Annotated in this window: 16 protein-coding genes; 6 read left to right on the forward strand and 10 right to left on the reverse strand. The window is 71.3% G+C overall.

The window, feature by feature from the left end:
- Nucleotides 1–231 precede the first annotated feature (231 nt).
- A complete protein-coding gene (locus ABD343_RS39055; protein WP_344535477.1) occupies nt 232–1,917 on the reverse strand; it encodes a ribonuclease J in 1,686 nt (561 codons plus the stop codon).
- A 152-nt stretch (nt 1,918–2,069) separates the two neighbouring features.
- Nucleotides 2,070–2,969 (reverse strand): 4-hydroxy-tetrahydrodipicolinate synthase, encoded by a 900-nt coding sequence (dapA, locus tag ABD343_RS39060; RefSeq protein WP_344535479.1) that lies wholly within the window; start codon nt 2,967–2,969, stop codon nt 2,070–2,072.
- Between the two features lie 451 nt (nt 2,970–3,420).
- On the opposite strand from dapA, the gene ABD343_RS39065 reads away from it, so the two are divergent.
- Nucleotides 3,421–3,663, forward strand: coding sequence for a hypothetical protein (locus tag ABD343_RS39065; protein WP_344535481.1), 243 nt, complete (start codon nt 3,421–3,423; stop codon nt 3,661–3,663).
- A 122-nt stretch (nt 3,664–3,785) separates the two neighbouring features.
- On the forward strand, nt 3,786–4,349 hold the full coding sequence (locus ABD343_RS39070) for a hypothetical protein (RefSeq protein ID WP_344535483.1): 564 nt from the start codon (nt 3,786–3,788) through the stop codon (nt 4,347–4,349).
- Here the strand turns inward: ABD343_RS39070 and ABD343_RS39075 are convergent.
- From ABD343_RS39075 to eccD, 6 genes are all read right to left on the reverse strand, one after another.
- On the reverse strand, nt 4,315–4,854 hold the full coding sequence (locus ABD343_RS39075; RefSeq protein ID WP_344535484.1) for a tetratricopeptide repeat protein: 540 nt from the start codon (nt 4,852–4,854) through the stop codon (nt 4,315–4,317). The genes ABD343_RS39070 and ABD343_RS39075 overlap by 35 nt on opposite strands.
- Before the next feature lie 18 nt (nt 4,855–4,872).
- Nucleotides 4,873–5,625 (reverse strand): 4-hydroxy-tetrahydrodipicolinate reductase, encoded by a 753-nt coding sequence (dapB, locus tag ABD343_RS39080; protein WP_344535485.1) that lies wholly within the window; start codon nt 5,623–5,625, stop codon nt 4,873–4,875.
- Between the two features lie 23 nt (nt 5,626–5,648).
- The gene (locus ABD343_RS39085) at nt 5,649–7,043 is read right to left on the reverse strand and encodes a M16 family metallopeptidase (RefSeq protein WP_344535486.1); all 1,395 of its coding nucleotides are present in this window, start codon (nt 7,041–7,043) and stop codon (nt 5,649–5,651) included.
- Nucleotides 7,040–9,298, reverse strand: a complete 2,259-nt coding sequence (locus ABD343_RS39090; RefSeq protein ID WP_344535487.1) for a polyribonucleotide nucleotidyltransferase — start codon at nt 9,296–9,298, stop codon at nt 7,040–7,042. Before ABD343_RS39090 ends, ABD343_RS39085 begins: the two co-directional genes overlap by 4 nt.
- 316 nt (nt 9,299–9,614) lie before the next feature.
- Nucleotides 9,615–9,905 carry a 30S ribosomal protein S15 gene (rpsO, locus tag ABD343_RS39095; RefSeq protein ID WP_079166964.1) on the reverse strand — a complete coding sequence of 97 codons (291 nt, stop codon included), beginning with the start codon at nt 9,903–9,905 and terminating at the stop codon, nt 9,615–9,617.
- A gap of 128 nt (nt 9,906–10,033) precedes the next feature.
- On the reverse strand, nt 10,034–11,548 hold the full coding sequence (eccD, locus tag ABD343_RS39100; RefSeq protein WP_425578376.1) for a type VII secretion integral membrane protein EccD: 1,515 nt from the start codon (nt 11,546–11,548) through the stop codon (nt 10,034–10,036).
- A gap of 441 nt (nt 11,549–11,989) precedes the next feature.
- Between eccD and eccCa the strand changes: the two genes are divergently transcribed.
- The 4 genes from eccCa to ABD343_RS39120 all read left to right on the forward strand — a co-directional run bounded on the left by eccCa (nt 11,990) and on the right by ABD343_RS39120 (nt 18,282).
- A complete protein-coding gene (gene eccCa, locus ABD343_RS39105) occupies nt 11,990–15,964 on the forward strand; it encodes a type VII secretion protein EccCa (protein ID WP_344535490.1) in 3,975 nt (1,324 codons plus the stop codon).
- A gap of 209 nt (nt 15,965–16,173) precedes the next feature.
- The gene (locus tag ABD343_RS39110) at nt 16,174–16,830 is read left to right on the forward strand and encodes a hypothetical protein (RefSeq protein ID WP_344535491.1); all 657 of its coding nucleotides are present in this window, start codon (nt 16,174–16,176) and stop codon (nt 16,828–16,830) included.
- On the forward strand, nt 16,818–17,915 hold the full coding sequence (locus ABD343_RS39115; RefSeq protein WP_344535492.1) for a hypothetical protein: 1,098 nt from the start codon (nt 16,818–16,820) through the stop codon (nt 17,913–17,915). Before ABD343_RS39110 ends, ABD343_RS39115 begins: the two co-directional genes overlap by 13 nt.
- A 97-nt stretch (nt 17,916–18,012) precedes the next feature.
- Nucleotides 18,013–18,282 (forward strand): DUF397 domain-containing protein, encoded by a 270-nt coding sequence (locus tag ABD343_RS39120; RefSeq protein ID WP_344535494.1) that lies wholly within the window; start codon nt 18,013–18,015, stop codon nt 18,280–18,282.
- 44 nt (nt 18,283–18,326) lie between these two features.
- Here the strand turns inward: ABD343_RS39120 and ABD343_RS39125 are convergent, their stop codons facing one another.
- A complete protein-coding gene (locus tag ABD343_RS39125) occupies nt 18,327–20,486 on the reverse strand; it encodes a serine/threonine-protein kinase (RefSeq protein ID WP_344535496.1) in 2,160 nt (719 codons plus the stop codon).
- Nucleotides 20,487–20,548: 62 nt separating this feature from the next.
- On the reverse strand, nt 20,549–22,747 hold the full coding sequence (locus ABD343_RS39130; protein ID WP_344535497.1) for a protein kinase domain-containing protein: 2,199 nt from the start codon (nt 22,745–22,747) through the stop codon (nt 20,549–20,551).

Genomic DNA, 22,747 nt, shown 5'->3' on the forward strand with positions numbered 1-22,747 from the left:
AGGAACGGACGCTTCCTTCGAAACCATTTCACCGGTTTCTCCGGGCGCTTCCCTTCGGTGTTTCCAACCTTACCAGAATCTTTTCTCTGCTCTTTCCGAGCCGATTTCGGATTTCCGGCCTACGGTTCCCTCTGGAACGCAGCGCGTCCCGGGTTCCCGTTGCGGTGGAGATGTAAACGTACTGGAGCGGGGCGCCTGGAGGCAAATCGAGGCGCCCCGCTGTCCGTTCGCTCAGACCTCGACGACCACGGGGAGGATCATCGGGCGGCGGCGGTAGGTGTCGGAGACCCACTTGCCCACCGTGCGGCGGACCAACTGCTGGAGCTGGTGGGCCTCGGCGACGCCGTCCTGCGCGGACTTGGCCAGTGCCTCGTCGACCTTCGGCATGACGGCGGCGAACGCCTCGTCGTCGATGCCGGAGCCCCGGGACTGGATGTGGGGACCGCCCACGATCTTGCCGGTGGTGCTGTCGACCACGACGAAGATCGAGATGATGCCCTCGTCGCCGAGGATGCGGCGGTCCTTGAGGGAGGACTCGGTGACGTCGCCGACCGAGAGGCCGTCGACGTAGACGTATCCGGCCTGGACCTTGCCCACGATCTTGGCCTTGCCCTCGACCAGGTCGACGACGACGCCGTCCTCGGCGATGACGATGTTCCCGTGCGGAACGCCCGTCTTGGCGCCGAGTTCGGCGTTGGCGCGCAGATGGCGCCATTCGCCGTGGACCGGCATCAGGTTGCGGGGCTGGCAGATGTTGTAGAAGTACAGCAGCTCGCCGGCAGAGGCGTGTCCGGAGACGTGCACCTTGGCGTTGCCCTTGTGGACGACGTTGGCGCCCCAGCGGGTCAGGCCGTTGATGACGCGGTAGACCGCGTTCTCGTTGCCCGGGATCAGGGACGAGGCCAGGATCACCGTGTCGCCCTGGACGATCCGGATCTGGTGGTCCCTGTTGGCCATGCGGGAGAGGGCCGCCATCGGCTCGCCCTGGGAGCCCGTGCAGACCAGCACGATCTCGTCCTCGGGGAGATCGTCCAGGGTCTTGACGTCCACCACCAGGCCCGCGGGGACCTTGAGGTAGCCGAGGTCCCTGGCGATGCCCATGTTGCGGACCATGGAGCGGCCGACGAAGGCGACGCGGCGGCCGTGCTCGTGCGCGGCGTCCAGGATCTGCTGGATGCGGTGCACATGGCTGGCGAAGCTCGCGACGATGATGCGCTTCTGGGCGCTGGAGAAGACCTGGCGCAGGACGCCGGAGATCTCGCGCTCCGGCGGTACGAAGCCGGGGACCTCGGCGTTCGTCGAGTCGCTCAGCAGCAGGTCGATGCCCTCCTCGCCGAGGCGCGCGAAGGCGCGCAGGTCGGTGAGGCGGCCGTCGAGCGGGAGCTGGTCCATCTTGAAGTCGCCCGTGTGCACGGCCATGCCCGCGGGGGTGCGGATGGCGACGGCGAGGGCGTCGGGGATGGAGTGGTTGACCGAGACGAACTCGCAGTCGAAGGGACCGATGCGTTCGCTGTGGCCTTCCTCGACCTCCAGCGTGTACGGCCGGATGCGGTGCTCCTGGAGCTTGGCCTCGATCAGGGCGAGGGTCAGCTTGGAGCCGATCAGCGGGATGTCCGCCTTCTCGCGGAGAAGGTAGGGGACGCCGCCGATGTGGTCCTCGTGGCCGTGCGTCAGGACGATGCCGTCGATGTCGTCGAGGCGGTCCCTGAGCACGGTGAAGTCGGGCAGGATCAGGTCGATGCCGGGCTGCTCCTCCTCGGGGAAGAGGACGCCGCAGTCGACGATCAGCAGCCTGCCGTCGTACTCGAAGACGGTCATGTTGCGGCCGATCTCGCCGAGACCGCCCAGCGGGGTGACGCGGAGGCCACCCTCCGGGAGCGGCGGCGGAGGGCCGAGCTCGGGATGCGGATGACTCAAAAGACTCTCCTTCACCACGCGCGCCACGCACCCACCGGGGCACGTGGCGCGCGATATTCATGATGCGTACGTCAGGCGTACGTTCGTGCGTGTTGTGTGTGGTCGTGCACTTGCCGGTTCATCCGGCGATATGCAGTTGTGAAGTCTGTGATCTACAGATGTACCCCGCCGTGCGCGAGATCGTGCTTGAGCTGCTCCGTTTCCTCCGGAGAGAGCTCTACCAGCGGCAGCCTGAGCGGGCCGGCCGGGAGTCCCTGGAGGGCGAGGGCGGCCTTGGTCGTGATGACGCCCTGGGTGCGGAACATGCCGGTGAAGACCGGCAGCAGCTTCTGGTGGATCTCGGTCGCCTTCGCGACGTCGCCGCTCAGGTGCGCCTCCAGGAGGGAGCGCAGCTCGGGGGCGACGAGGTGGCCGACCACGGAGACGTAACCGACCGCGCCGACGGAGAGCAGCGGCAGGTTGAGCATGTCGTCGCCGCTGTACCAGGCGAGGCCGCTGGTGGCGATGGCCCAGCTCGCGCGGCCGAGGTCGCCCTTGGCGTCCTTGTTCGCGACGATGCGCGGGTGCTCGGCGAGGCGGACGATCGTCTCGGTGTTGATCGGGACGCCGCTGCGGCCCGGGATGTCGTAGAGCATCACCGGGAGGTCGGTGGCGTCGGCGATGGCGGTGAAGTGCCGGAAGAGGCCTTCCTGCGGGGGCTTGCTGTAGTACGGCGTGACGGCGAGGAGGCCGTGCGCGCCCGCGTCCGCCGCGGCGCGCGCCAGCTCCAGGCTGTGCGCCGTGTCGTTCGTGCCGGCTCCGGCGACGACGTGCGCCCTGTCGCCGACGGCCTCCACTACCGCCCGTACGAGCTGGGCTTTCTCCGCATCGCTCGTGGTCGGGGACTCTCCGGTGGTGCCGTTGACGACAAGGCCGTCGTTACCGGCGTCCACCAGATGGGCAGCGAGCTGCTGCGCGCCGTCGAGGTCGAGAGCGCCGTCCGCAGTGAACGGCGTGACCATCGCGGTCAGGACCCGCCCGAAGGGCGTCTGCGGTGTGGAGGTCGGAGCCATGGGGTCCACGCTACTCGCAGCGCCCCCCGCGACGCTCCCTCGGGGCGGGAAGGTGCCTGTCCGGGGCCGGAAACGGGGATGCCTCCGGGCCCGGCTGACGGGCGAGAGGCCCCGGCACTGCCTGCTCGGGGGTTCAGACAGTGCCGGGACCGTTCATTCAGCCTAGATGAAGTTCTTGAAACGGTGCAATACGGACACCTGCCGGGGAGTCGCCCGCTCGGCACCCCTCCACGCGTGGCCTGACGGGGCCGATGTCCGCTCTTAGCAGCACAAATTGGACTCCGTAGGGAGATACGCCACCCCAGTGTCATTCGTCGCGGCGCCAATTGATATTTTTCACATGGGATCGCCGAGATCGGGCACTCTCCCGCCACTTCGGGCGTTCTCCCTACTAACGACCCAGAACGATCACGACGAACACCCTTCACAGAGCCACTCAGGAGCGTCAGTCATGTTCCGCCGCGGAGAGACAGTTCCGTTCGCCTTCATAGCCGAGGCCGACCGGTTCCGCAGTAACGTCACCCCGCCGCCCAAGCCCCGACGGAGCTTCGGCGAGACGGCGGGGAGTGCCCTCGTGGGGCTGACCATCGTCGCGGGGCTCGTGGGCTCCCTGCTCATCGGCGTGCCCGCGCTCGACCCGGGCTCCCCGGACAACGGCCGGGGCCCCTCGGCCACCGCCGAGCACGGCCGCTGACGGCGGGCGCAACCGGGCCCCCGGGCCCCTGAGACGTCTCGGATGCCTCCCGGGACTGGCCCGGTCCCAGGCGTCTCGATAATCTCCTCGCTCACAGACCATGCCGCGAGCGAGGACGATCCGTGCCCCTGCCCTTTCTGACGGCCGACCGCGAGCCGGGCGCCCCGGCGGCAGCGGCGGCCCCGCTGCCGTACCCCGAGCCCGAGCACTGGCGACGCCCCTACCGGCCCGGCCCCTGGCGGGTCGGCGGAGGGGCGCTGCTGCTCCTGCTCGCCTCGTATCTGCTGTTCTCCGCCATGATCATCGCGCTGGCAGGGGCGCTGCCGAGCGCGGGCGGTGTCGCGGGCGCGGGGCTCCTGGTGATCGCCTTCGCGCTGCGGCTGCTGCGGGCCGGTGTCTGGGTCAGCCCGCGGGGGCTGCGCCACGCGGGGCTGTTCCGTACGACGACGCTGTCCTGGGGCGAGGTCGGCTCCGTGCGCACCACGCAGGGCCCCGTGAAGTGGCTGGGGCTGCCCCGTACGGTCCAGGGCGAGGCCCTGGTGCTCACGCGGGGGCGGGGGGAGGCTCAGGAGTCGGCGGCGCGCGTGCTGCTGACCGACCACAACGCGGACTTCCTCTCGCGCCATGAGGCCTTCGACCGCGCGGCCGACGTCATCGAGGGCTGGGCGGCCGAGTCGCGTCCGTAGTCCGGTCGGCATTCCCGTCCGGGGCCTTGCCGGCAGCCCCGTCCGTGGCCCCCGCCGGTCCGGACGTACGCCCGTCGTGCAGGGCGATGGCGTGCTGCATGGCCTTGCGGGCGCGGGGGGTGTCGCGCGCGTCGTGGTAGGCGACCGCGAGGCGGAACCAGACTCGCCAGTCCCCCGGCTCCGCCTCCGCCTCCTTCTGCCGCCGGGCGAAGACCTCGTCGGCCGAGTCGCGGTCCACGCGGCCCGAGGGCGTCCGCTTCAGCTCGTCCACGGGCAGCCCGCCCTCGGCCTCCAGCTCCCGGGCGAGGCGGCCGGCGCCGCGCGCGAAGCGCGTCGTGTGCCAGAGGAACCAGAGCCCGATGAAGGGCAGGACGAGCACCGCGGCGCCGAGCGCGACGGTGACCGCCGTGCCCTGCTGGATGAGCAGCACGCCCCGGCTGCCGACCATGACGAAGTAGACGACCAGGACGGCGGCCAGGACGAAATAGGTGATCTTTGCGCGCACGCGGTGCTCAGTCCCTCATCAGTCCAGGTCGAGGAAGTGTTCGAGCCCGAAGGTGAGGCCCGGCGTCGCCGGCACCTTGCGGACGCCCAGCAGCACGCCCGGCATGAACGACGAGCGGTGCAGCGAGTCGTGCCGGAGCGTGAAGGTCTCCCCTTCGTCCCCGAACAGCACCTCCTGGTGGGCGACCAGCCCGCGCAGCCGTACGGCGTGCACCGGCACCCCGTCGACGTCGGCTCCGCGCGCGCCCTCCAGCGCCGTGCTGGTCGCGTCGGGCTGGTCCGCGAGCCCGGCCTCCTTACGGGCACCGGCGATGAGCTGTGCCGTCCGTACGGCCGTGCCGCTGGGGGCGTCGGCCTTGTTGGGGTGGTGCAGCTCGACGACCTCGACGGACTCGAAGAAGCGTGCGGCCTTCTGGGCGAACTGCATGGTCAGGACCGCGCCGATGCCGAAGTTCGGGGCGATCAGCACGCCCGTTCCCGGCGAGGCGTCCAGCCAGCCGCGCAGCAGCGACAGCCGCTCCTCGGTCCAGCCGGTGGTGCCGACGACCGTGTGGATGCCGTTGGCGACGCAGAACTCCAGGTTGCCCATGACGGAGTCCGGGTGGGTGAGGTCGACGACGACCTCGGCGCCCGCCTCCGTGAGGGCGTTCCGGGACCCGTCGCGGCCCAGGGCCGCCACCAGCTCCATGTCGTCGGCCGCATCCACGGCCCGTACGGCCTCGGAGCCCATCCGGCCCTTCGCGCCGAGGACGGCTACGCGCTGCTTGCTCATCTCTTGCATTCCTTAGGCAGTGGCTAGGCGACGGCGTCGTCCAGGTGGGACGCCTGCTTGTCGGTCAGCGGGCCGATGACGGAGAGCGAGGGGCGGTGGGAGAGCACCTCGCGGGCGACCTCGCGCACGTCGTCCGGGGTGACGGCCGAGATCTTCGCCAGCATGTCGTCGACCGACATCTGCTCGCCCCAGCACAGCTCGCTCTTGCCGATGCGGTGCATCAGCGCGCCGGTGTCCTCCAGGCCGAGCACCGTCGAGCCGGAGAGCTGGCCGACCGCGCGCCGCACCTCGTCGTCGGTCAGACCGTCGCGGGCGACCTGGTCCAGCTCCTGGCGGCAGATCTTCAGCACGTCCGGCACCTGGCTCGGGCGGCAGCCCGCGTACACCCCGAAGAGGCCGCAGTCGGCGAAGCCCGAGGTGTAGGAGTACGTGCTGTAGGCCAGGCCGCGCTTCTCGCGGATCTCCTGGAAGAGGCGGGAGCTCATGCCGCCGCCGAGGGCCGCGCTGAGGACGCCGAGGGTCCAGCGCCGCTCGTCGTTGCGGGAGACGCCCGGCATGCCCAGCACGATGTGCGCCTGCTCCGTGGAGCGGTCCAGCAGTTCGACGCGTCCGGCCGTGCGTATCGTGCGCGTACCGCCGCGCGGCCCGACCGGCTCGGCGTCCTCCGTACGGGTGAGGGCGCCCGCGCGGTCGAAGGCGGCGCGGACCTGGCGCACGACCGTGGCATGGTCGACGTTGCCCGCGGCGGCGACGACCAGGTGCGTGGGGTCGTAGTGCTTGCGGTAGAAGCGCGCGATGCGGTCGCGGGTGAGGGCGTTGACCGTGTCGACGGTGCCCAGGACGGGGCGGCCGAGCGGGGAGTCGCCGAGCATCGTGCGCGCGAACAGGTCGTGCACGCAGTCGCCCGGGTCGTCCTCGGTCATCGCGATCTCTTCGAGGATCACGCCCCGCTCCGCGTCGACCTCGGACGGGTCGATGACGGAGCCGGTGAGCATGTCGCACACCACGTCGATGGCGAGCGGCAGGTCGGTGTCGAGGACGCGCGCGTAGTAGCAGGTGAACTCCTTCGCGGTGAAGGCGTTCATCTCGCCGCCCACGGCGTCCAGCGCCGCGGAGATGTCCAGGGCGCTGCGCCGCTCGGTGCCCTTGAAGAGCAGGTGTTCCAGGTAGTGGGTGGCGCCGTTGAGCGACGGGGTCTCGTCGCGCGAGCCGACGTGCGCCCAGATGCCGAACGTCGCGGAGCGGACCGTCGGCAGCGTCTCCGTGACGACGCGGAGCCCGCCGGGCAGCACGGTCTTGCGGACGGTGCCGACGCCGTTCTCGCCCTTCAGCAGGGTCTGCGTACGGGCCTTGGTACGGGCGACGGCCCGCCCTGCCGTGGTGGCGGGGCGGGCCGTCGGACGGGACGGGGGTGTCACTTGGCGGACTCGTCCTCGCTCTTGTCGGCGTCCTTGGACTCGGCGCCCCCCGCGGCGGAGCCGCTGTCGGATTCAGCCTCGTCCATGACGGGGATGAGGGAGAGCTTGCCGCGCTGGTCGATCTCGGCGATCTCGACCTGGACCTTCTGGCCGACACCGAGGACGTCCTCGACGTTCTCCACGCGCTTGCCGCCCGCGAGCTTGCGGATCTGCGAGATGTGCAGCAGACCGTCCTTGCCCGGGAGGAGCGAGACGAAGGCGCCGAAGGTGGTCGTCTTCACGACCGTGCCCAGGTAGCGCTCGCCGACCTCGGGCATCGTCGGGTTCGCGATGCCGTTGATCGTGTTGCGGGCGGCCTCGGCGGCCGGGCCGTCGGCGGCACCGATGTAGATGGTGCCGTCGTCCTCGATGGTGATGTCGGCGCCGGTGTCCTCCTGGATCTGGTTGATCATCTTGCCCTTCGGGCCGATGACCTCACCGATCTTGTCCACCGGGATCTTCACGGTGATGATCCGCGGCGCGTTCGGGGACATCTCGTCCGGAACGTCGATCGCCTCGTTCATCACGTCGAGGATGTGCAGGCGCGCGTCGCGGGCCTGCTTCAGCGCGGCGGCCAGCACCGAGGCGGGGATGCCGTCGAGCTTGGTGTCGAGCTGGAGCGCGGTCACGAACTGCTTGGTGCCCGCGACCTTGAAGTCCATGTCGCCGAACGCGTCCTCGGCGCCGAGGATGTCGGTCAGCGTCACATAGTGCGTCTCGCCCTCGATGTCCTGCGAGATCAGGCCCATGGCGATACCGGCGACCGGGGCCTTGAGCGGCACACCGGCGTTCAGCAGCGACATGGTGGAGGCGCAGACCGAGCCCATCGACGTCGAGCCGTTGGAGCCCAGCGCCTCGGAGACCTGGCGGATCGCGTACGGGAACTCCTCGCGCGTCGGCAGCACCGGCACGAGAGCGCGCTCGGCGAGCGCGCCGTGGCCGATCTCGCGGCGCTTCGGGGAGCCGACGCGGCCGGTCTCACCGGTGGAGTACGGCGGGAAGTTGTAGTTGTGCATGTACCGCTTGCGGGTGACCGGCGAGAGCGTGTCGAGCTGCTGCTCCATGCGGAGCATGTTCAGCGTGGTGACGCCCAGGATCTGGGTCTCGCCGCGCTCGAAGAGCGCCGAACCGTGCACCCGCGGGATGGCCTCGACCTCGGCGGCCAGCGTACGGATGTCCGTGACGCCGCGGCCGTCGATGCGCTTCTTCTCCTTGATGACGCGCTCACGGACCAGGGTCTTGGTCAGCGAGCGGTACGCCGCGGAGATCTCCTTCTCGCGGCCCTCGAACTGCGGGAGCAGCTTCTCGGCGGCCAGGCCCTTGACGCGGTCCAGCTCGGACTCGCGCTCCTGCTTGCCCGCGATGGTGAGGGCCTGCGCCAGCTCGTCCTTGACGGCGGCGGTGAGGGCCTCCAGGACGTCGTCCTGGTAGTCCAGGAAGACGGGGAACTCGCCGGTCGGCTTGGCGGCCTTCGCGGCGAGGTCGGCCTGGGCCTTGCACAGCACCTTGATGAAGGGCTTGGCCGCGTCGATACCGGCGGCGACGACCTCCTCGGTCGGCTGCTCGGCGCCGCCCTTGACCAGCTCGATGGTCTTCTCGGTGGCCTCGGCCTCGACCATCATGATCGCGACGTCGCCGTCCTCCAGGACACGGCCGGCGATGACCATGTCGAAGACGGCGTCCTCCAGCTCGGAGTGCGTCGGGAAGGCGACCCACTGGCCCTTGATCAGGGCGACACGGGTGCCGCCGATCGGGCCGGAGAAGGGCAGGCCCGCGAGCTGCGTGGAGCAGGAGGCGGCGTTGATCGCGACCACGTCGTACAGGTGGTCGGGGTTGAGCGCCATGATCGTCTCGACGATCTGGATCTCGTTCCGCAGGCCCTTCTTGAAGGAGGGGCGCAGCGGGCGGTCGATCAGGCGGCACGTGAGGATCGCGTCCTCGGACGGGCGGCCCTCGCGGCGGAAGAAGGAGCCGGGGATCTTACCGGCCGAGTACATCCGCTCCTCGACGTCGACCGTCAGGGGGAAGAAGTCGAGCTGGTCCTTGGGCGTCTTGGACGCCGTGGTGGCCGACAGCACCATCGTGTCGTCGTCCAGGTACGCCACCGCGGAACCGGCGGCCTGCTTGGCGAGGCGGCCGGTCTCGAAGCGGATGGTGCGGGTGCCGAAAGCGCCGTTGTCGATGACGGCCTCGGCGTAGTGGGTCTCGTTCTCCACCAGGAATATCTCCTCGTCCGTGTCCGCTGCCCGTGTGGCGGCGGACCGTCTCAGGCAGAGCGCTCCCAGTGCGGGCCGGTCTTCGATCGAAGCGCCCGGAACATTGATGTCCGGGGGCCACTACCGAGGACCGGCTTCGGGCGGGCACGCCCCTGCCTCGTACTGTTGATGTGTTTTTCCTCGCGGGACAAGCCTACAAAGGCTTGGCCGTCCGCGAGAGGTGTCGCAGCTCAGAAGGGCGCGACGCGCACCGCCGGGGTGACGGTACGTCGAAGGGAGCGGCCCCCGTCACGGGAACCGCTCCCTCCTGCACGTGTCAGCGGGCGCCGGCCGCGCCGCGGCGGATGCCGAGGCGCTCGACCAGGGCGCGGAAGCGCTGGATGTCCTTCTTCGCGAGGTACTGCAGCAGGCGGCGGCGCTGGCCGACCAGCAGCAGCAGACCACGGCGCGAGTGGTGGTCGTGCTTGTGGGTCTTCAGGTGCTCGGTCAGGTCCGAGATCCGACGCGAGAGCAGCGCCACCTGGACCTCGGGGGAGCCGGTGTCACCCTCCTTGGTGGCGAACTCGGTCATGATCTGCTTCTTCGTCGCGGCGTCGAGAGACGACACTCGTACTCCTAGGGTTCAGGCCGCCGAGCGCCCCTGGTCTGCATCACAGGGGATCCTTCGCATACTCGGGAGGCCGGTCCAGGGTAACAGGGCCCGACCGACCGGCTGGACGGTGGCCGGGACGGCGGCTAGCTGGTCAGGCCGCGGGCCGCGGAGTAGACGTCCATCACGGCCAGGCACAGCGGCACCAGCGTGAGCAGCACGAACGTCTCCATGATCTCGGCGAAGCGGCCCCAGAACGGGGTGACGCCCTTGCCGGGGACGGTCAGCCCGATGCCGATGACGAGGGCGGAGGCGAGCGCCAGCGCGGCGGTCAGCCAGACCGTACGGAGCGCGGTGTCGCCCTCGGGGAACCCGGCGGCGAGGCCCACTCCGAGCAGCACCAGGGCGCTGAGACCGGCGACGAGGGCGCAGCTCACCTGGGAGGTGTAGCGGAAGAGGCGGGCGCGCAGCAGCATGGCGATGCCGGTGGCGAGGGCGAGGAGCTGGCCCCAGCCGTTGCCGGAGAAGCCGAGGACGGCGGTCGAGGCGATGACGACGGCCGCGCAGCCGCCGACGAGGCCGACGAGCATCTCGTGGCCCCTGCGGGCCTGGGCCGCGATGCGCTCGGCGTCGATCGGGCCGTGGGTCTCGGGGGCCGCGTCGGGGTCGGCGTCGTAGTCCTCGGTGGCGCTGCGGGTGGTCTCGAAGCCGATGGGCAGCCGCGCGAAGCGGGTGGAGAGGCCGGGCAGGAAGGCGAGGATCCCGACCGCGACGGGCGCGCAGATGGCCGCCGTGTCCAGCGGGGGGATGTCGGACATGATCGCGATGAACGTGACGAGCGTGCCGACGGTGGCCGTGAAGGCGGCGGCGACGAACGGGCCGTCGCCGTGCGGGGTGAGCGCGATGAGCAGGGCCGAGGCGATGAGCACGGCCACGCAGCCGAGCAGGAACTGGAGCCTGCCGATGCCGTGCCCGTCCTCCAGGGGCAGCAGGCCGGAGCCCGCGATCATGATGTGCGGCAGCCCGCCGAGGCCGAGCGCGATGGCGCTGGGCCGGTCGTCGTAGACCCGGGCGCGGACGGCCGCGAGGGCGACGAGCAGCACGCCGGCCGTGGCGGCGAGGACGCCGGACAGGCCGTGCATGTCGTGGCGGACGGGGTCGGAGAACCACAGCACGCACGCCGTCAGCGCCAGCAGCGTGCCGCCGCCGATGAGCCCGGCCGCGCGCATCATGCCGTCGCTCCACAGCTTGCGGTCGCGGGTGACGGCGGTGGCGACGGCGTCGGAGACGTCGTCGAAGACGGCGGGCGGCAGCGACTCGGCGAACGGGCGGAGGCTGAGCACCTCGCCGTCGAGGATGCGCTGCGCGAGCAGGGGGCGCGAGCCGTCGAGGACGGTGCCGTCGCGGCGCACCAGGTGGTAGCCGACGGGGGCGCCCTCGGCGGGGCTCTGGCCCGACAGCCGCAGGATCTCCGGGTAGATGTCGGCGACGGGCACGTCCTCGGGGAGCGCGACGTCGATACGGCTGTCCGGCGCGACGATGGTGACCCGGCAGAAGCCGGTGTCGGCTGCCGCGCCCGACGCTCCGGCGGGGCCGGGGGCACCGCCGGGTCCCGGTCCCGTGCCCGGCCCAGCGGCCGCTGCGGAAGCCGTCGTACTCACCTGTGGGTCCCCCTCGTCCGCCGGTCCGTGACCGGCCGTCCTCGCGCGGTCCGTACGCCGGGCCGGTGCGCCGGGTCCGTACGCCGGTGGCGCGTACGCCGGTGGCGCGTACGCCGGTGGCGCGTACGCCGGTGGCGCGTACGCCGGTGGCCGAACGCCGGTGCCCCTGTACGCCGGTGGCCATACGCCATCGGCCCGCACGCCCGTACATCCGTACGCCCCGGGCGTACACCGCGCGACACCCTACCGCTCCCGGTCAACTCCCGGTGCCACTAGGATCACCAGCCGCGGAAGGGGGCCGCCGCTACGGGGTCGCCGGGGCGGAACATCCCGTTCCAGGGGCGAACTGTCCCGTTCCGCGCCGTACATCACGGGGTTCCGAAGGGCCGGGAGGCCGGGCCCCGCTGAACCGCGAGGGAACGTGAGAGAAAGGGTGCGCACGTGACCCAGATCGTCGTGAAGCGCCCGCCCCGGGCCCTGCCCCCCGAAGTGCCCGACGAGGAACTGCGGCTGGAGCCCCCGCCGGAGCTGCCGCGCAACCAGCAGGAGGGGATGCTGCTCCAGCTCCTGCCGATGCTCGGCATGGGCGGGTCCAGCGTCTACTTCCTGATGCCGGGCATGAACACGCACCCCATGATGAAGATCATGGGTGTGGTGATGCTGGCGTCCACGCTCGCCATGGTCATCGCGATGGCGATCCGCTTCCGCAGGGGCACCCAGGGCGATCTGGCGCAGACCCGCCGCGACTATCTCAAGTACCTCGCGCAGACCCGCCGCAAGGTGCGCAAGACGGCCCTCAAGCAGCGCGACGCGCAGTTCTATCTGCACCCCTCCCCCGACCAGCTCTGGTCGCTGGTCGCCGAGGGCAGCAGGGTGTGGGAACGGCGCCCCTCGGACGGCGACTTCGGGCAGGTGCGGGTGGGGCTGGGCACCCAGCAGCTCGCGACGCCGCTGGTGGCGCCGGAGACCGCGCCGGTGGACGAGCTGGAGCCGCTGACGGCGGGCGCGATGCACCAGTTCCTCAACACGCACGCCACGCTCGACGGCCTGCCGATGGCCCTGTCGCTGCGCGCCTTCTACCACGTGACCCTCAGCGGCGAGCCCGAGTCGGTGTACGCCTCGGCGCGCGCGATGCTCTGCGGGCTGGCCTCGCTCCACTCTCCCGAGGACCTGGTGATCGCCGTCGCCGCGGGCCGGGACGCGTACGCCCGCTGGGAGTGGGCGAAGTGGCTGCCGCACGCGCAGTCCCCCGAGGAGGCGGACGGCGCGGGCACGCGGCGCCTCATCACGCAGGACGCCTTCGAGCTGGAGGCGCTGCTCGCGGCGCGGCTGGAGGGCCGCCCCCGGTTCAACAACGCGGCCGAACCGCTGCTGGAGCAGCCGCACCTGGTGGTCGTCGTGGACGGCACGATGGTGCCGCCCGGCTCGCTGCTGGCCGCGCCCGAGGGGATCCAGGGCGTCACCGTCGTGGAGATCGTCCCCGGCGACATCGGCGCCGCAAGAGGCGGCCTCTCCGTCGTCGTACGGCCACGCGCGCTGCGCCTGGAGTCGGCCGAGGGCCTGGTCTACGACGGCGCGCCCGACCTGCTCTCGTACGAGGCGGCCGAGGCCCTTGCCCGGCAGCTCGCGCCGCTGCGCGCGGGGACCGGCGGGGACGACGACGAGCCGCTGCTCGCCAAGCTGGAGTTCACCGACCTGCTGAGCCTGGGCGACGCCGCCTCGGTCGACGTCGCGCACACCTGGCGTCCGCGCTCGCAGTCGGAGCGGCTGCGGGTGCCGATCGGCGTCGGCGAGGACGGCCAGCCGGTCATGCTGGACCTCAAGGAGGCGGCGCAGGACGGCATGGGCCCGCACGGGCTGTGCGTGGGCGCGACCGGTTCCGGCAAGTCGGAGCTGCTGCGGACGCTGGTGCTCGGCCTGTCGGTGACGCACTCCTCGGAGACGCTGAACTTCGTCCTCGCGGACTTCAAGGGCGGCGCGACGTTCGCGGGGATGGGCCAGATGCCGCACGTCTCCGCGGTGATCACCAACCTCGCGGACGACCTGACGCTGGTCGACCGTATGGGCGACTCGATCAGGGGCGAGCTGAACCGCCGCCAGGAGATGCTGCGCGACGCGGGCAACTACGCGAACATCCACGACTACGAGAAGGCCCGCGCCGCCGGTGCGCCGCTCGACCCGATCCCCTCGCTGGTCCTGGTCATCGACGAGTTCAGCGAACTCCTGACGGCCAAGCCGGACTTCATCGACATGTTCATCCAGATCGGGCGCATCGGCCGTTCGCTGGGCGTGCACCTGCTGCTGGCCTCGCAGCGCCTGGAGGAGGGGCGGTTGCGCGGCCTGGAGACCTATCTGTCGTACCGCGTGGGTCTGCGGACGTTCTCGGCCGGGGAGTCGCGGGCGGCACTGGGCGTGCCGGACGCGTACCACCTGCCCTCGGTGCCGGGATCGGGCTATCTGAAGTTCGGCACGGACGAGATGACGCGGTTCAAGGCCGCCTACGTCTCGGGCGTCTACCGCTCGCCCGACGGCGGCGACCTCCCTCTGACGGGCCCGCTGCCCGCCGACCGCCGCCCCGTGCTGTTCACCGCGGCGCCGGTGCCGGTGCAGCACACGGCGCCGGACCCGGACGGGGTCCCCGAGCCGCGCAGGAGCGCCGACGACGACGCGCTGGCCGACACCGTCCTCGACGTCGTCGTACGGCGGCTGGAGGGACAGGGCACGCCCGCGCACCAGGTGTGGCTGCCGCCGCTGGACAGCGCCTCGCCGCTGGACGAGCTGCTGCCGGGCCTCGCGCCGGTCGAGGGGCGCGGGCTGACCGTGCCGGACTACCCGCGGCTGGGGCAGCTCATGGTGCCGCTCGGCCTGGTCGACAAGCCGTTCGAGCAGCGGCGCGACCCGCTGTACCTCGACTTCTCGGGCGCGGCCGGTCACATGCTGGTCGTGGGCGGCCCGCAGTCGGGCAAGTCCACGCTGCTGCGCACCCTGATCGCCTCGTTCGCGCTCACCCACACCCCGTCCGAAGTGCAGTTCTACGGGCTGGACTTCGGCGGCGGCGGCCTGTCGGCCGTCTCCGGGCTGCCGCACGTGGGCGGCATCGCCTCCCGCCTCGACCCCGAGCGCGTACGGCGTACGGTCGCGGAGGTCTACGGGATCCTGAACCGCCGCGAGGAGTACTTCCGCTCGAACGGCATCGACTCGATCGCCACCTACCGGCGCCGCCGGGCCCGCGGCGAGATCACCGACCAGCCGTGGGGCGACGTCTTCCTCGTCGTCGACGGCTGGGGCAACTTCCGCAACGACTACGAGGCCCTCGACGGCGTCGTCAACGACATCGCGGGCCGCGGCCTGGGCTACGGCATCCACGTCGTCGTCTCCGCGACGCGCAACATGGAGGTGCGCGCCGCGCTCAAGGACCTCCTGATGAACCGCCTGGAGCTGCGGCTCGGCGACACCATGGACTCCGAGCTGAACCGCAAGGTCGCCGCCAACGTGCCCGCCGGGGTGCCCGGGCGCGGCCAGACGGGCGACGCGCTGCACTTCATGACCGGCGTGCCGCGCGTCGACGGCGTCGGCTCCGACCACGAACTCTCCGACGCGACCGCGGAGCTGTGCCGCACGGTCGAGGCGCACTGGCGGGGCGAACGCGCCCCCGAGGTGCGGCTGCTCCCCCGCGAGCTGCCCGCCGAGCGCCTTCCCGGCGGCGGCGACCGCCCGGACCTCGGTGTCGCCTTCGCCATCGACGAGAACAACCTGGAGCCGGTCTTCGTCGACTTCGAGACCGACCCGTTCTTCCTCGTCTTCGGCGAGAGCGAGTCCGGCAAGACGGCGCTGCTGCGGCTGCTCGTCAAGCAGATCACCGAGCGGTACTCGGGTGACGAGGCGAAGATCGTCGTCGGCGACTACCGCCGCTCGCTCCTCGGCGCCATCCCGGACTCCCATCTGCTGGAGTACGCGCCGATGTCCAACACCATGGAGACGCACATGAACGCGCTCCGCGACCTGATGGACCGGCGGACGCCCGCCGCGGACGTCACGCCCCAGCAGTTGCGCGACCGGAGCTGGTGGTCGGGGCCGCAGGTGTTCATCATCGTCGACGACTACGAGCTGGTGTCCACCTCCAGCGGGAACCCGCTGGCGGCGCTGACCGAGCATCTGCCGTTCGCGCGGGACGTCGGGATCCGCTTCGTCATCGCCCGCAGCTCGGCCGGTGCCTCGCGCTCGATGTTCGAGTCGTTCATGACCCGGGTGAAGGAGCTGGGCGCCCAGGGCGTGGTGCTCTCCGGCGACCCGAGCGAGGGCGACATCCTCGGCAACGTCCGTCCCCGCCCGATGCCGCCCGGCCGCGGCTTCTTCGTCTCCCGCAAGCGCGGAACGCCGTTGGTGCAGTTGGGCTGGCTTCCGGACCAGACGTAACGGATGCGAAGACGGCGCTGTGGCATTTCCCTTATGGAATCGCCATGGAGTTGACATGCTCTCAGTTGCTAGCCTCCCCTCGGAGGTGCGATCAGCGTGATGAAGTGCGGTAGAACCGGGCTAATTCCACTGAATCGCAGGAATCCGACGAACGGGACGGGGCCCGCACGGCGCACCCGCCTAGCTCTGCGCAACGAGGAGAAGTAGCGATGCGGAAGCAAAGCGCCGCCATGTGGACCGCCGGGGCGCTCACGGGGGCACTGCTCCTCGGGGCCTGCGGCGGTGGCGGGGGCGGCGAGGACAAGGGCGGCGGCGCGAAGGGCGAGATCGCCGGCGCCGACAAGGCGTCCAAGTCCGCGTCGCCTTCGGCCTCCTCGGACAAGATCAAGCGTCCGGAGATCAAGCTGGCCCCCGACGCGGAGAACGTCTTCGAGAAGACGGAGACGGGCGACCCGGCGAAGGACGCGGTGCTGGCGGACAACCAGCGCCGCATCAACTCCATCGACCAGGTCATCACGCGGCGCAAGAACCTTGAGGCGATGAAGTTCTACGCGAGGGGTTCGCTCCTGGTGGAGAACATGAAGTACGCCAAGGGCTACCTCGACGGGGGCATCAGTTGGGCGGGGAAGACCCGCTTCTACAACCAGAAGGTCGAACTGGACGGCAAGAGCACGGCGCAGGTCTCGTACTGCATCGACGAGAGCAAGTCGCGGACGAAGGTCACGAAGACCGGGAAGCTGAAGCCGAACAACGGCGGGGACAAGAACTACGTCCTCGACACCGTGCAGTTGAAGCGCAACAAGCAGGGCGTCTGGCAAGGCGTAAACGGGGAATCGGAGCCGGGAGGCAAGAAATGCCCACACTGAGAAGAGCTGTCTGTCTGGCAACACTCTGTTCACTGGCCCTGGCTCCAACGGTCGGCCCCGCCTTCGCGGGCCCGACGGATCCGCCCGGCGGCAGGGGCTCGGGATCCGGCAGGACCGCTACCGAGGGCGGCGGCGGGAACCAGCGGGTCGAAGCCGGTGCCTCGCGCGTCCAGAAGATCATCGTCGACGGCGCCAAGGGCGGTCAGACCGGGACTCCTGAAGCCGCCAACTTCGACCCGCCTCCCTGCTGGTACGAGCCGACCATGACGCCCAAGGAACTCAAGAAGTTCATGAAGGCGTTCGAGCCCAAGAAGCGCAAGAAGAAGAAGCCCACCCCGCTCCAACCGGTCGACGCGGGCGAGATGGCCACGGCTCTGGAAAAGCAGGCCCAGAACATCGTGGGCAACTACTACCAGACGGACAAGTACAAGAACTACAACTTGGACAAGCAGGGCGAGGGCATGTTCTGGGAAGGGGTGCAGAACCCCGACATGAAGGACGACCCCAAGTCCCTGGAATGCCAGGAGCACGCGATCTGGGTTCCCGAGGGCGAGAAGCCCGACGTGCCGAACCCCGTGACTCCGAAGGTGCTCGCGGAGTACGCGTACGGGTCGCTGCCCATCCCCGACACCGACATCGAGATCAACCCCAAGGGCAAGCAGACCGTCAACCTCAAGTCCTGGGTGTGGCTCGACAAGGCGAAGTTCAAGCCGGTGAAGGTCCGCGCCGAGCTGAACGTACCCGGCCTGGACATCTGGGCCGAGACCACCGCCGAGCCCAAGTCCCTGACGTTGGAGCCCGGTACGGACGACGCCGAGACGTTCCCGGCGTCCGGCAAGTGCGAGATCAAGAACGGCCGGATCGGTGAGCCGTACAAGAAGGGCTCGAAGGACGCCACGCCTCCGTGCGGCCTCAACTACCTGCGGTCCACCGACGGCCGGGGCCCGTTCCCGCTGAAGGCCACGCTCACCTGGGAGATCTCCTGGGAGGGCTCGGACGGCACCGGCGGCGACCTGCCCGACGGCTCCTACGGGGACACCCAGGACGTGACCGTCAAGGAGATCCAGGCGATCGTCCGCGACTGACCGTCCACGGCTGACGCGTTCCCTCCCAAGGCCACAGCCTGCGCCCCCTTCGGGGCGTAGGCTGACAGGCCGCACAGCACGAAGGGAGCGTCCGCCGATGGGAACGCAGCAGGAGAAGGAAGAGCTGTACGCGAGGGACATCTCCGACGCCGTCTGGGAGAGCGCTCCGGGCGGGCCCCAGGACGAGAAGGTCGAGATCGCCCACCTCGCGGACGGCGCCGTCGCGATGCGCAACTCCAAGGAGCCCGACGTCGTGCTGCGGTACACGGCGGCCGAGTGGGAGGCCTTCGTCCTCGGGGCGCGCGACGGCGAGTTCGACCTGGAGCCGATGCGGCACAACGGAGGGATCGCGGCCGAGCAGGAGTGACCCGTTCGGTCATTCCTGAGATCACGGTTGCCAGATCACGGTCCTCAGATCACGGGCATCGCCGTGAGGGTGCTTCCGTGCAGGACGAAGACCCGGTTCCCGGCGGCTGCCAGATGCCAGTCGCCGCCGGTCCCCTGGCTGTAGGGCCAGGCTTCCTGCCCCGCGCGGGCGTCGGCCGCCACGACGCCCTGCGTCCCGGCGTCCTTCTCCGCGTCCTTCGCGAACCACACCGTGTGCCCCTGTACGGCCGGGGCCGCGCCGCGCGGAAGCTCCCCCGAGATGCTCTGCCCCAGGGCCCACTTCTCCCCGCCGTCCGTGCGGGAGCGGGCCTTGAGGAAGGCGCCGTCCACGGCGTACAGGACGTTCCCGGCCACCGCCGGTGCGCCCCATCCGGTCTCCGCGTCAGCGCGGTGCCCCCACTTCCGCTTTCCTCCGGCCAGCGTGAGGGCGGTCAGCTCGCGGCCCCCGAGGTACACCGTCCCTCCGTGCACGGCGGGCGCGAGCGCCACGGCCCCCTTCTCGGGAGCGCCGCGCCGTACGGGCCCCCAGGCGGTGTCCCCCGTACGGGTGTCGATTCCGGCGACCCTGCCGTCCGTTCCGCACACGACGAGCCTGCCGCTGCCGACCGCCGCCCTGCCGGGCCGGTCGGCCGACATCCGTACGGGCGCGGGCACGGTCCAGCGGGGCTTACGGGACGAGGTGTCGACGGCGCTCAGTTCGCCGTCGGACGTCACGAGGTACACCGCCGTGGAGTCGGCGGCCAGCAGCGCGGCGGCGCGGGCTGACACGGCCCAACGGCGCTTCCCGTCCTTCACGTTCATCGCGAGGAGCTGCCCGTCGCCGGTGGCGGCGAAGAGGGCCTCGGCCCCGTTCCTGTCCCGTACGGGCGCGACAAGGCCGGCGTCGGCCTTGACCGCGGGCGACTTCCAGCGCCGTCTGCCGGTGCGTACGTCGTAAGCGTGCAGCCGGCCGTCCGGTCCGGCGACCACGACGAGGTCCCGTACGGGAAGCGGGGCCGGGGAGTTCTCGTCGGCCGCCTCGACCGGGCCCCACAGGGGGTCGGGCGCACTGCCCTGCTCGTACGCGGAGGCCGACAGCGCCTTGGCGTCCCACGGCGCGCGTCCGTCGTCCCCCCGGTCCCCGTCGCCCTTGCCGTCCGTGTCCTCCCCGGCCAGCAGCCAGGCGGCCGTGCCGCCGCCCACCGCGAGCACGGCCCCGCCCGCGACGAGGCCGGTGAGCAGCCGCCGCCGGGAGGGGCGTGCCGCTGCCGCGTCGCGGGACGGGTCGCTCTCCCGTTCGGGCAGCGCCGCCAGGCGCACGGCCTCGCGCTCCCGCGCGGCGATGTCCTCGGCCAGCGGGCCCGTGGTCCAGACCCGTTCGGCGCCGGGCTGCGGCGCGAGCGCGGTGGCGAGCTGAACGGGCGTGGGCCGCTCCGCCGGGTCCTTGGCGAGGCAGGGCGCGACGAAGGCACGCAGGTCGGGCGGCAGGCCCTCCAGCCGCGGTTCGCCGTGCACCACCTCGTACTGCACGGCGGCGACGTGGTCCCCCGTGAACGCCCGCTGCCCCGTCGCCGCGTACGCCAGCACGGCGCCGAACGCGAACACGTCGGCGGCCGGGCCGACGCGCCACCCGAGCACCTGTTCGGGCGGGCCGTAGCCCGGGGTGACGGGCACTTGTCCTGTGGTGGTGAGGGTCAGGCCGTGCTCGGGCCGGGCGATCCCGAAGTCGATCACGCGGGGGCCCGCCGAAGTGAGCACGATGTTCGGCGGCTTGAGGTCGCGGTGGACGAGCCCGGCGGCGTGCACGTCCTGGAGCGTGCGCGCGAGCGCCGCGCCGAGCGCCCGTACGCCCGCCGCGTCGAAGGGGCCGAACCGCGCGACGGCGTCGTCCAGCGTCGGCCCCGCGAGGAACTCCGTGGCGATCCAGGGCTGACCGCCCGCGTGCGGCCCGCCCGGCTCGGTCCTGGCGTCCAGGACCCGCGCCACGCCGGTGCCGCGCACGGCTCGCGCCGTGAGGGCCTCGCGGACGAACCGCTGGGCGAGGTTCGGGTCGTGGGCCAGCTCGGACCGCAGCACCTTCAGCGCCGCCGGACCGCCCGAACCGTCCCGCCCCAGATAGACCTTGCCCATGCCCCCGCTGCCCAGCACGCCGATGAGGCGGTAGGGGCCGAGGCGGAGGGGGTCGCCGGTGCCGAGCGGTTTCACGGTGGGGCTCCTCGGGAGGGGGTTCGTGGCTTTGTGAGAGGGCGGCTCGCAGGACTGCGGCGCTACTGGAGCGGCAGTCCGACCAGGTGTGACGTGCCGACCGCGATGAGGCGTCCACCGCGCTCATGGGCGCGCAGCACCACGCTGTCGCTGTCGCCCGGCCCCTGGTACGTCCACAGCTCGCGGCGCCGCTTCGGATCGAGGGCCCGTACCCACTGCGTTCCGGTGCCGGACACGTAGAGCAGTTCCCGTCCCATGACGACCTCCGCCGTCCCCGGGTCGACGCCGGTGATCCAGTCGGTCTTCATTTCCCAGCGCAGCTTCCCGCTGCGCCGGTCCAGTGCGACGAGCCCGGTGTCGCGCTCCAGGACGTACAGGAGGTCGCCGTCCACCGCGGGAGCGCCGTATCGCCACTTTCCTTCGCCCTCGCCAGAGTCCTTGCGGTCCTCGCCGAAGGTCCAGGCGACCTTTCCGTCCGCGACCCGGATGGCGACCAAGAGGCGGTCGCCGACGAAGAGGTACGGCCCGCTGTGGGCCCGTACCGCCGCCTCCACGTTCTTGAGTCCGGGCCGGTCGGGGAAGTGGAGCTTCCATTTTTTGCGTCCGGTACGTGCGTCCACGGCCAGCAGCGTCGTCTGGTCGCCGAAGACGAGCATGCCGCCCGCGCGGGTCGCGGTCGCGCCGAGAACGCCTTCCCTGCGCCATGTGACCTTCCCCGAACGGGAGTCCACGGCGAGCCATTCCTCCCGCTGCTCCTTCTTTCCCCTCCTGCCCTTCTTCCGGGCCTTCTCGCTCCTGCCGCTCAGGTAGAGCAGGCCGTCACCGGCCCCCACGAGTTCGGCGTCGCCGGTCAGGCCGAGCTTCGTGAAGTCCGTGATGGCGGGTTCGCGGAAGGAGCACGTCTTCGGGTCGACCTCGAACACCCGCCCGAGGTTGGCGGCATACAGCTTGCCGTCCTGTGTGAAGACCTCCCGGAACTCGTCCAGTTCCGAGGTGGTCCCGCTCCGCTTCCCGCTGCGCGCCTCGACCGTGCCGAGTCCGCTGTTCGCCGCGTACGTGACGTAACCGCCCAGGGTGACCACGTTGTTGCGCGTCAGGCCCGCGACCCTGAGCTTCCACTTCTCCTTCGGCGCGCCGCCCGGGGCCGTGGGGGCCGCCTTCGGGCCGTCGGGCTTCTTCGCGGGCGTACCGCCGTCGTCGTCGGGGCCCAGCGCGAGCCAGGCACCGCCACCGGCGGCGGCCAGGGCGACGGCACCGCCGCCGAGCAGCAGCGCGCGTCGGCGCGGCACCGTACGGGCCCCGGCTGTACCGGCGGTACCGGTGGGGCCGGGCTCGCCCGGGCCGGTCTCGGGGAGCGGCGGGGGCAACCGCTGGTACTCGATGTCCCAGACGGCCTCGCCCCGCCGCAGGATCTCCGCGTGCAGCGCGCCGGGGAGCCGGGCGGCGAACGGGGCGGCGCCGTCCCCGTCCAGCAGGCTCCGCAGCTCGCCCGTGCCGGGCCGCGCCGCGGGGTCCTTGTCCAGACACCGCAGCAGCACTCCCGCCAAGTCCGCCGGAACGCCGGACAGATCGGGTTCCGCGTACCGCACCCGGTACAGCAGATCGGCCGCCTGTCCGCCGCCGAACGGGCCGTGCCCCGAAGCGGCGAAGACCAGCACGCCCGCCAGCGCGAACACATCACCGGCGGGCGGATGTTCGGCCCCCGTCGCCTGTTCAGGCGACATGAACGCGGGCGTGCCCGCCGCGGCGCCCGTACGTGTCAGCCGGTCGTCCCCCTCCGCCCGTGCGATCCCGAAGTCGATCACCTTGGGGCCGGTGGCGGTCACCAGGATGTTCGACGGCTTGAGGTCCCGGTGCACCACGCCGGTGCCGTGCAACTGCGCCAGGGCCTCGCACAGCCCCGCCCCCAGCGCCCGTACCGCGTCCTCCGGGAGCGGCCCGCAGAGCCCCACCGCCTCGTCCAGCGGCGGCCCCAGCACGTACTCCGTCGCCAGCCACGGCACCTCCGCCAGCGGATCGGCGTCGAGCACACGCGCACCGTGCCGGTCGCCGATCACGCGTGCCGCGTCCGTCTCCAGCCGGAAGCGCGTACGGAAATCGGTCCGCTCCGCGAACTCCGCGTGCATCGTCTTCAGCGCCACGGTCCGCCCGCGCCGCGAACGCCCGAGATACACCGTGCCCATGCCGCCGCTGCCCAGCCGGGCCACCAGGACGAACGGTCCCAGGCGCTGCGGGTCGTCGTGTGTGAGAGGGAAGGCCAT

This window comes from Streptomyces albiaxialis, from assembly GCF_039530985.1.
Classification (GTDB): domain Bacteria; phylum Actinomycetota; class Actinomycetes; order Streptomycetales; family Streptomycetaceae; genus Streptomyces; species Streptomyces albiaxialis.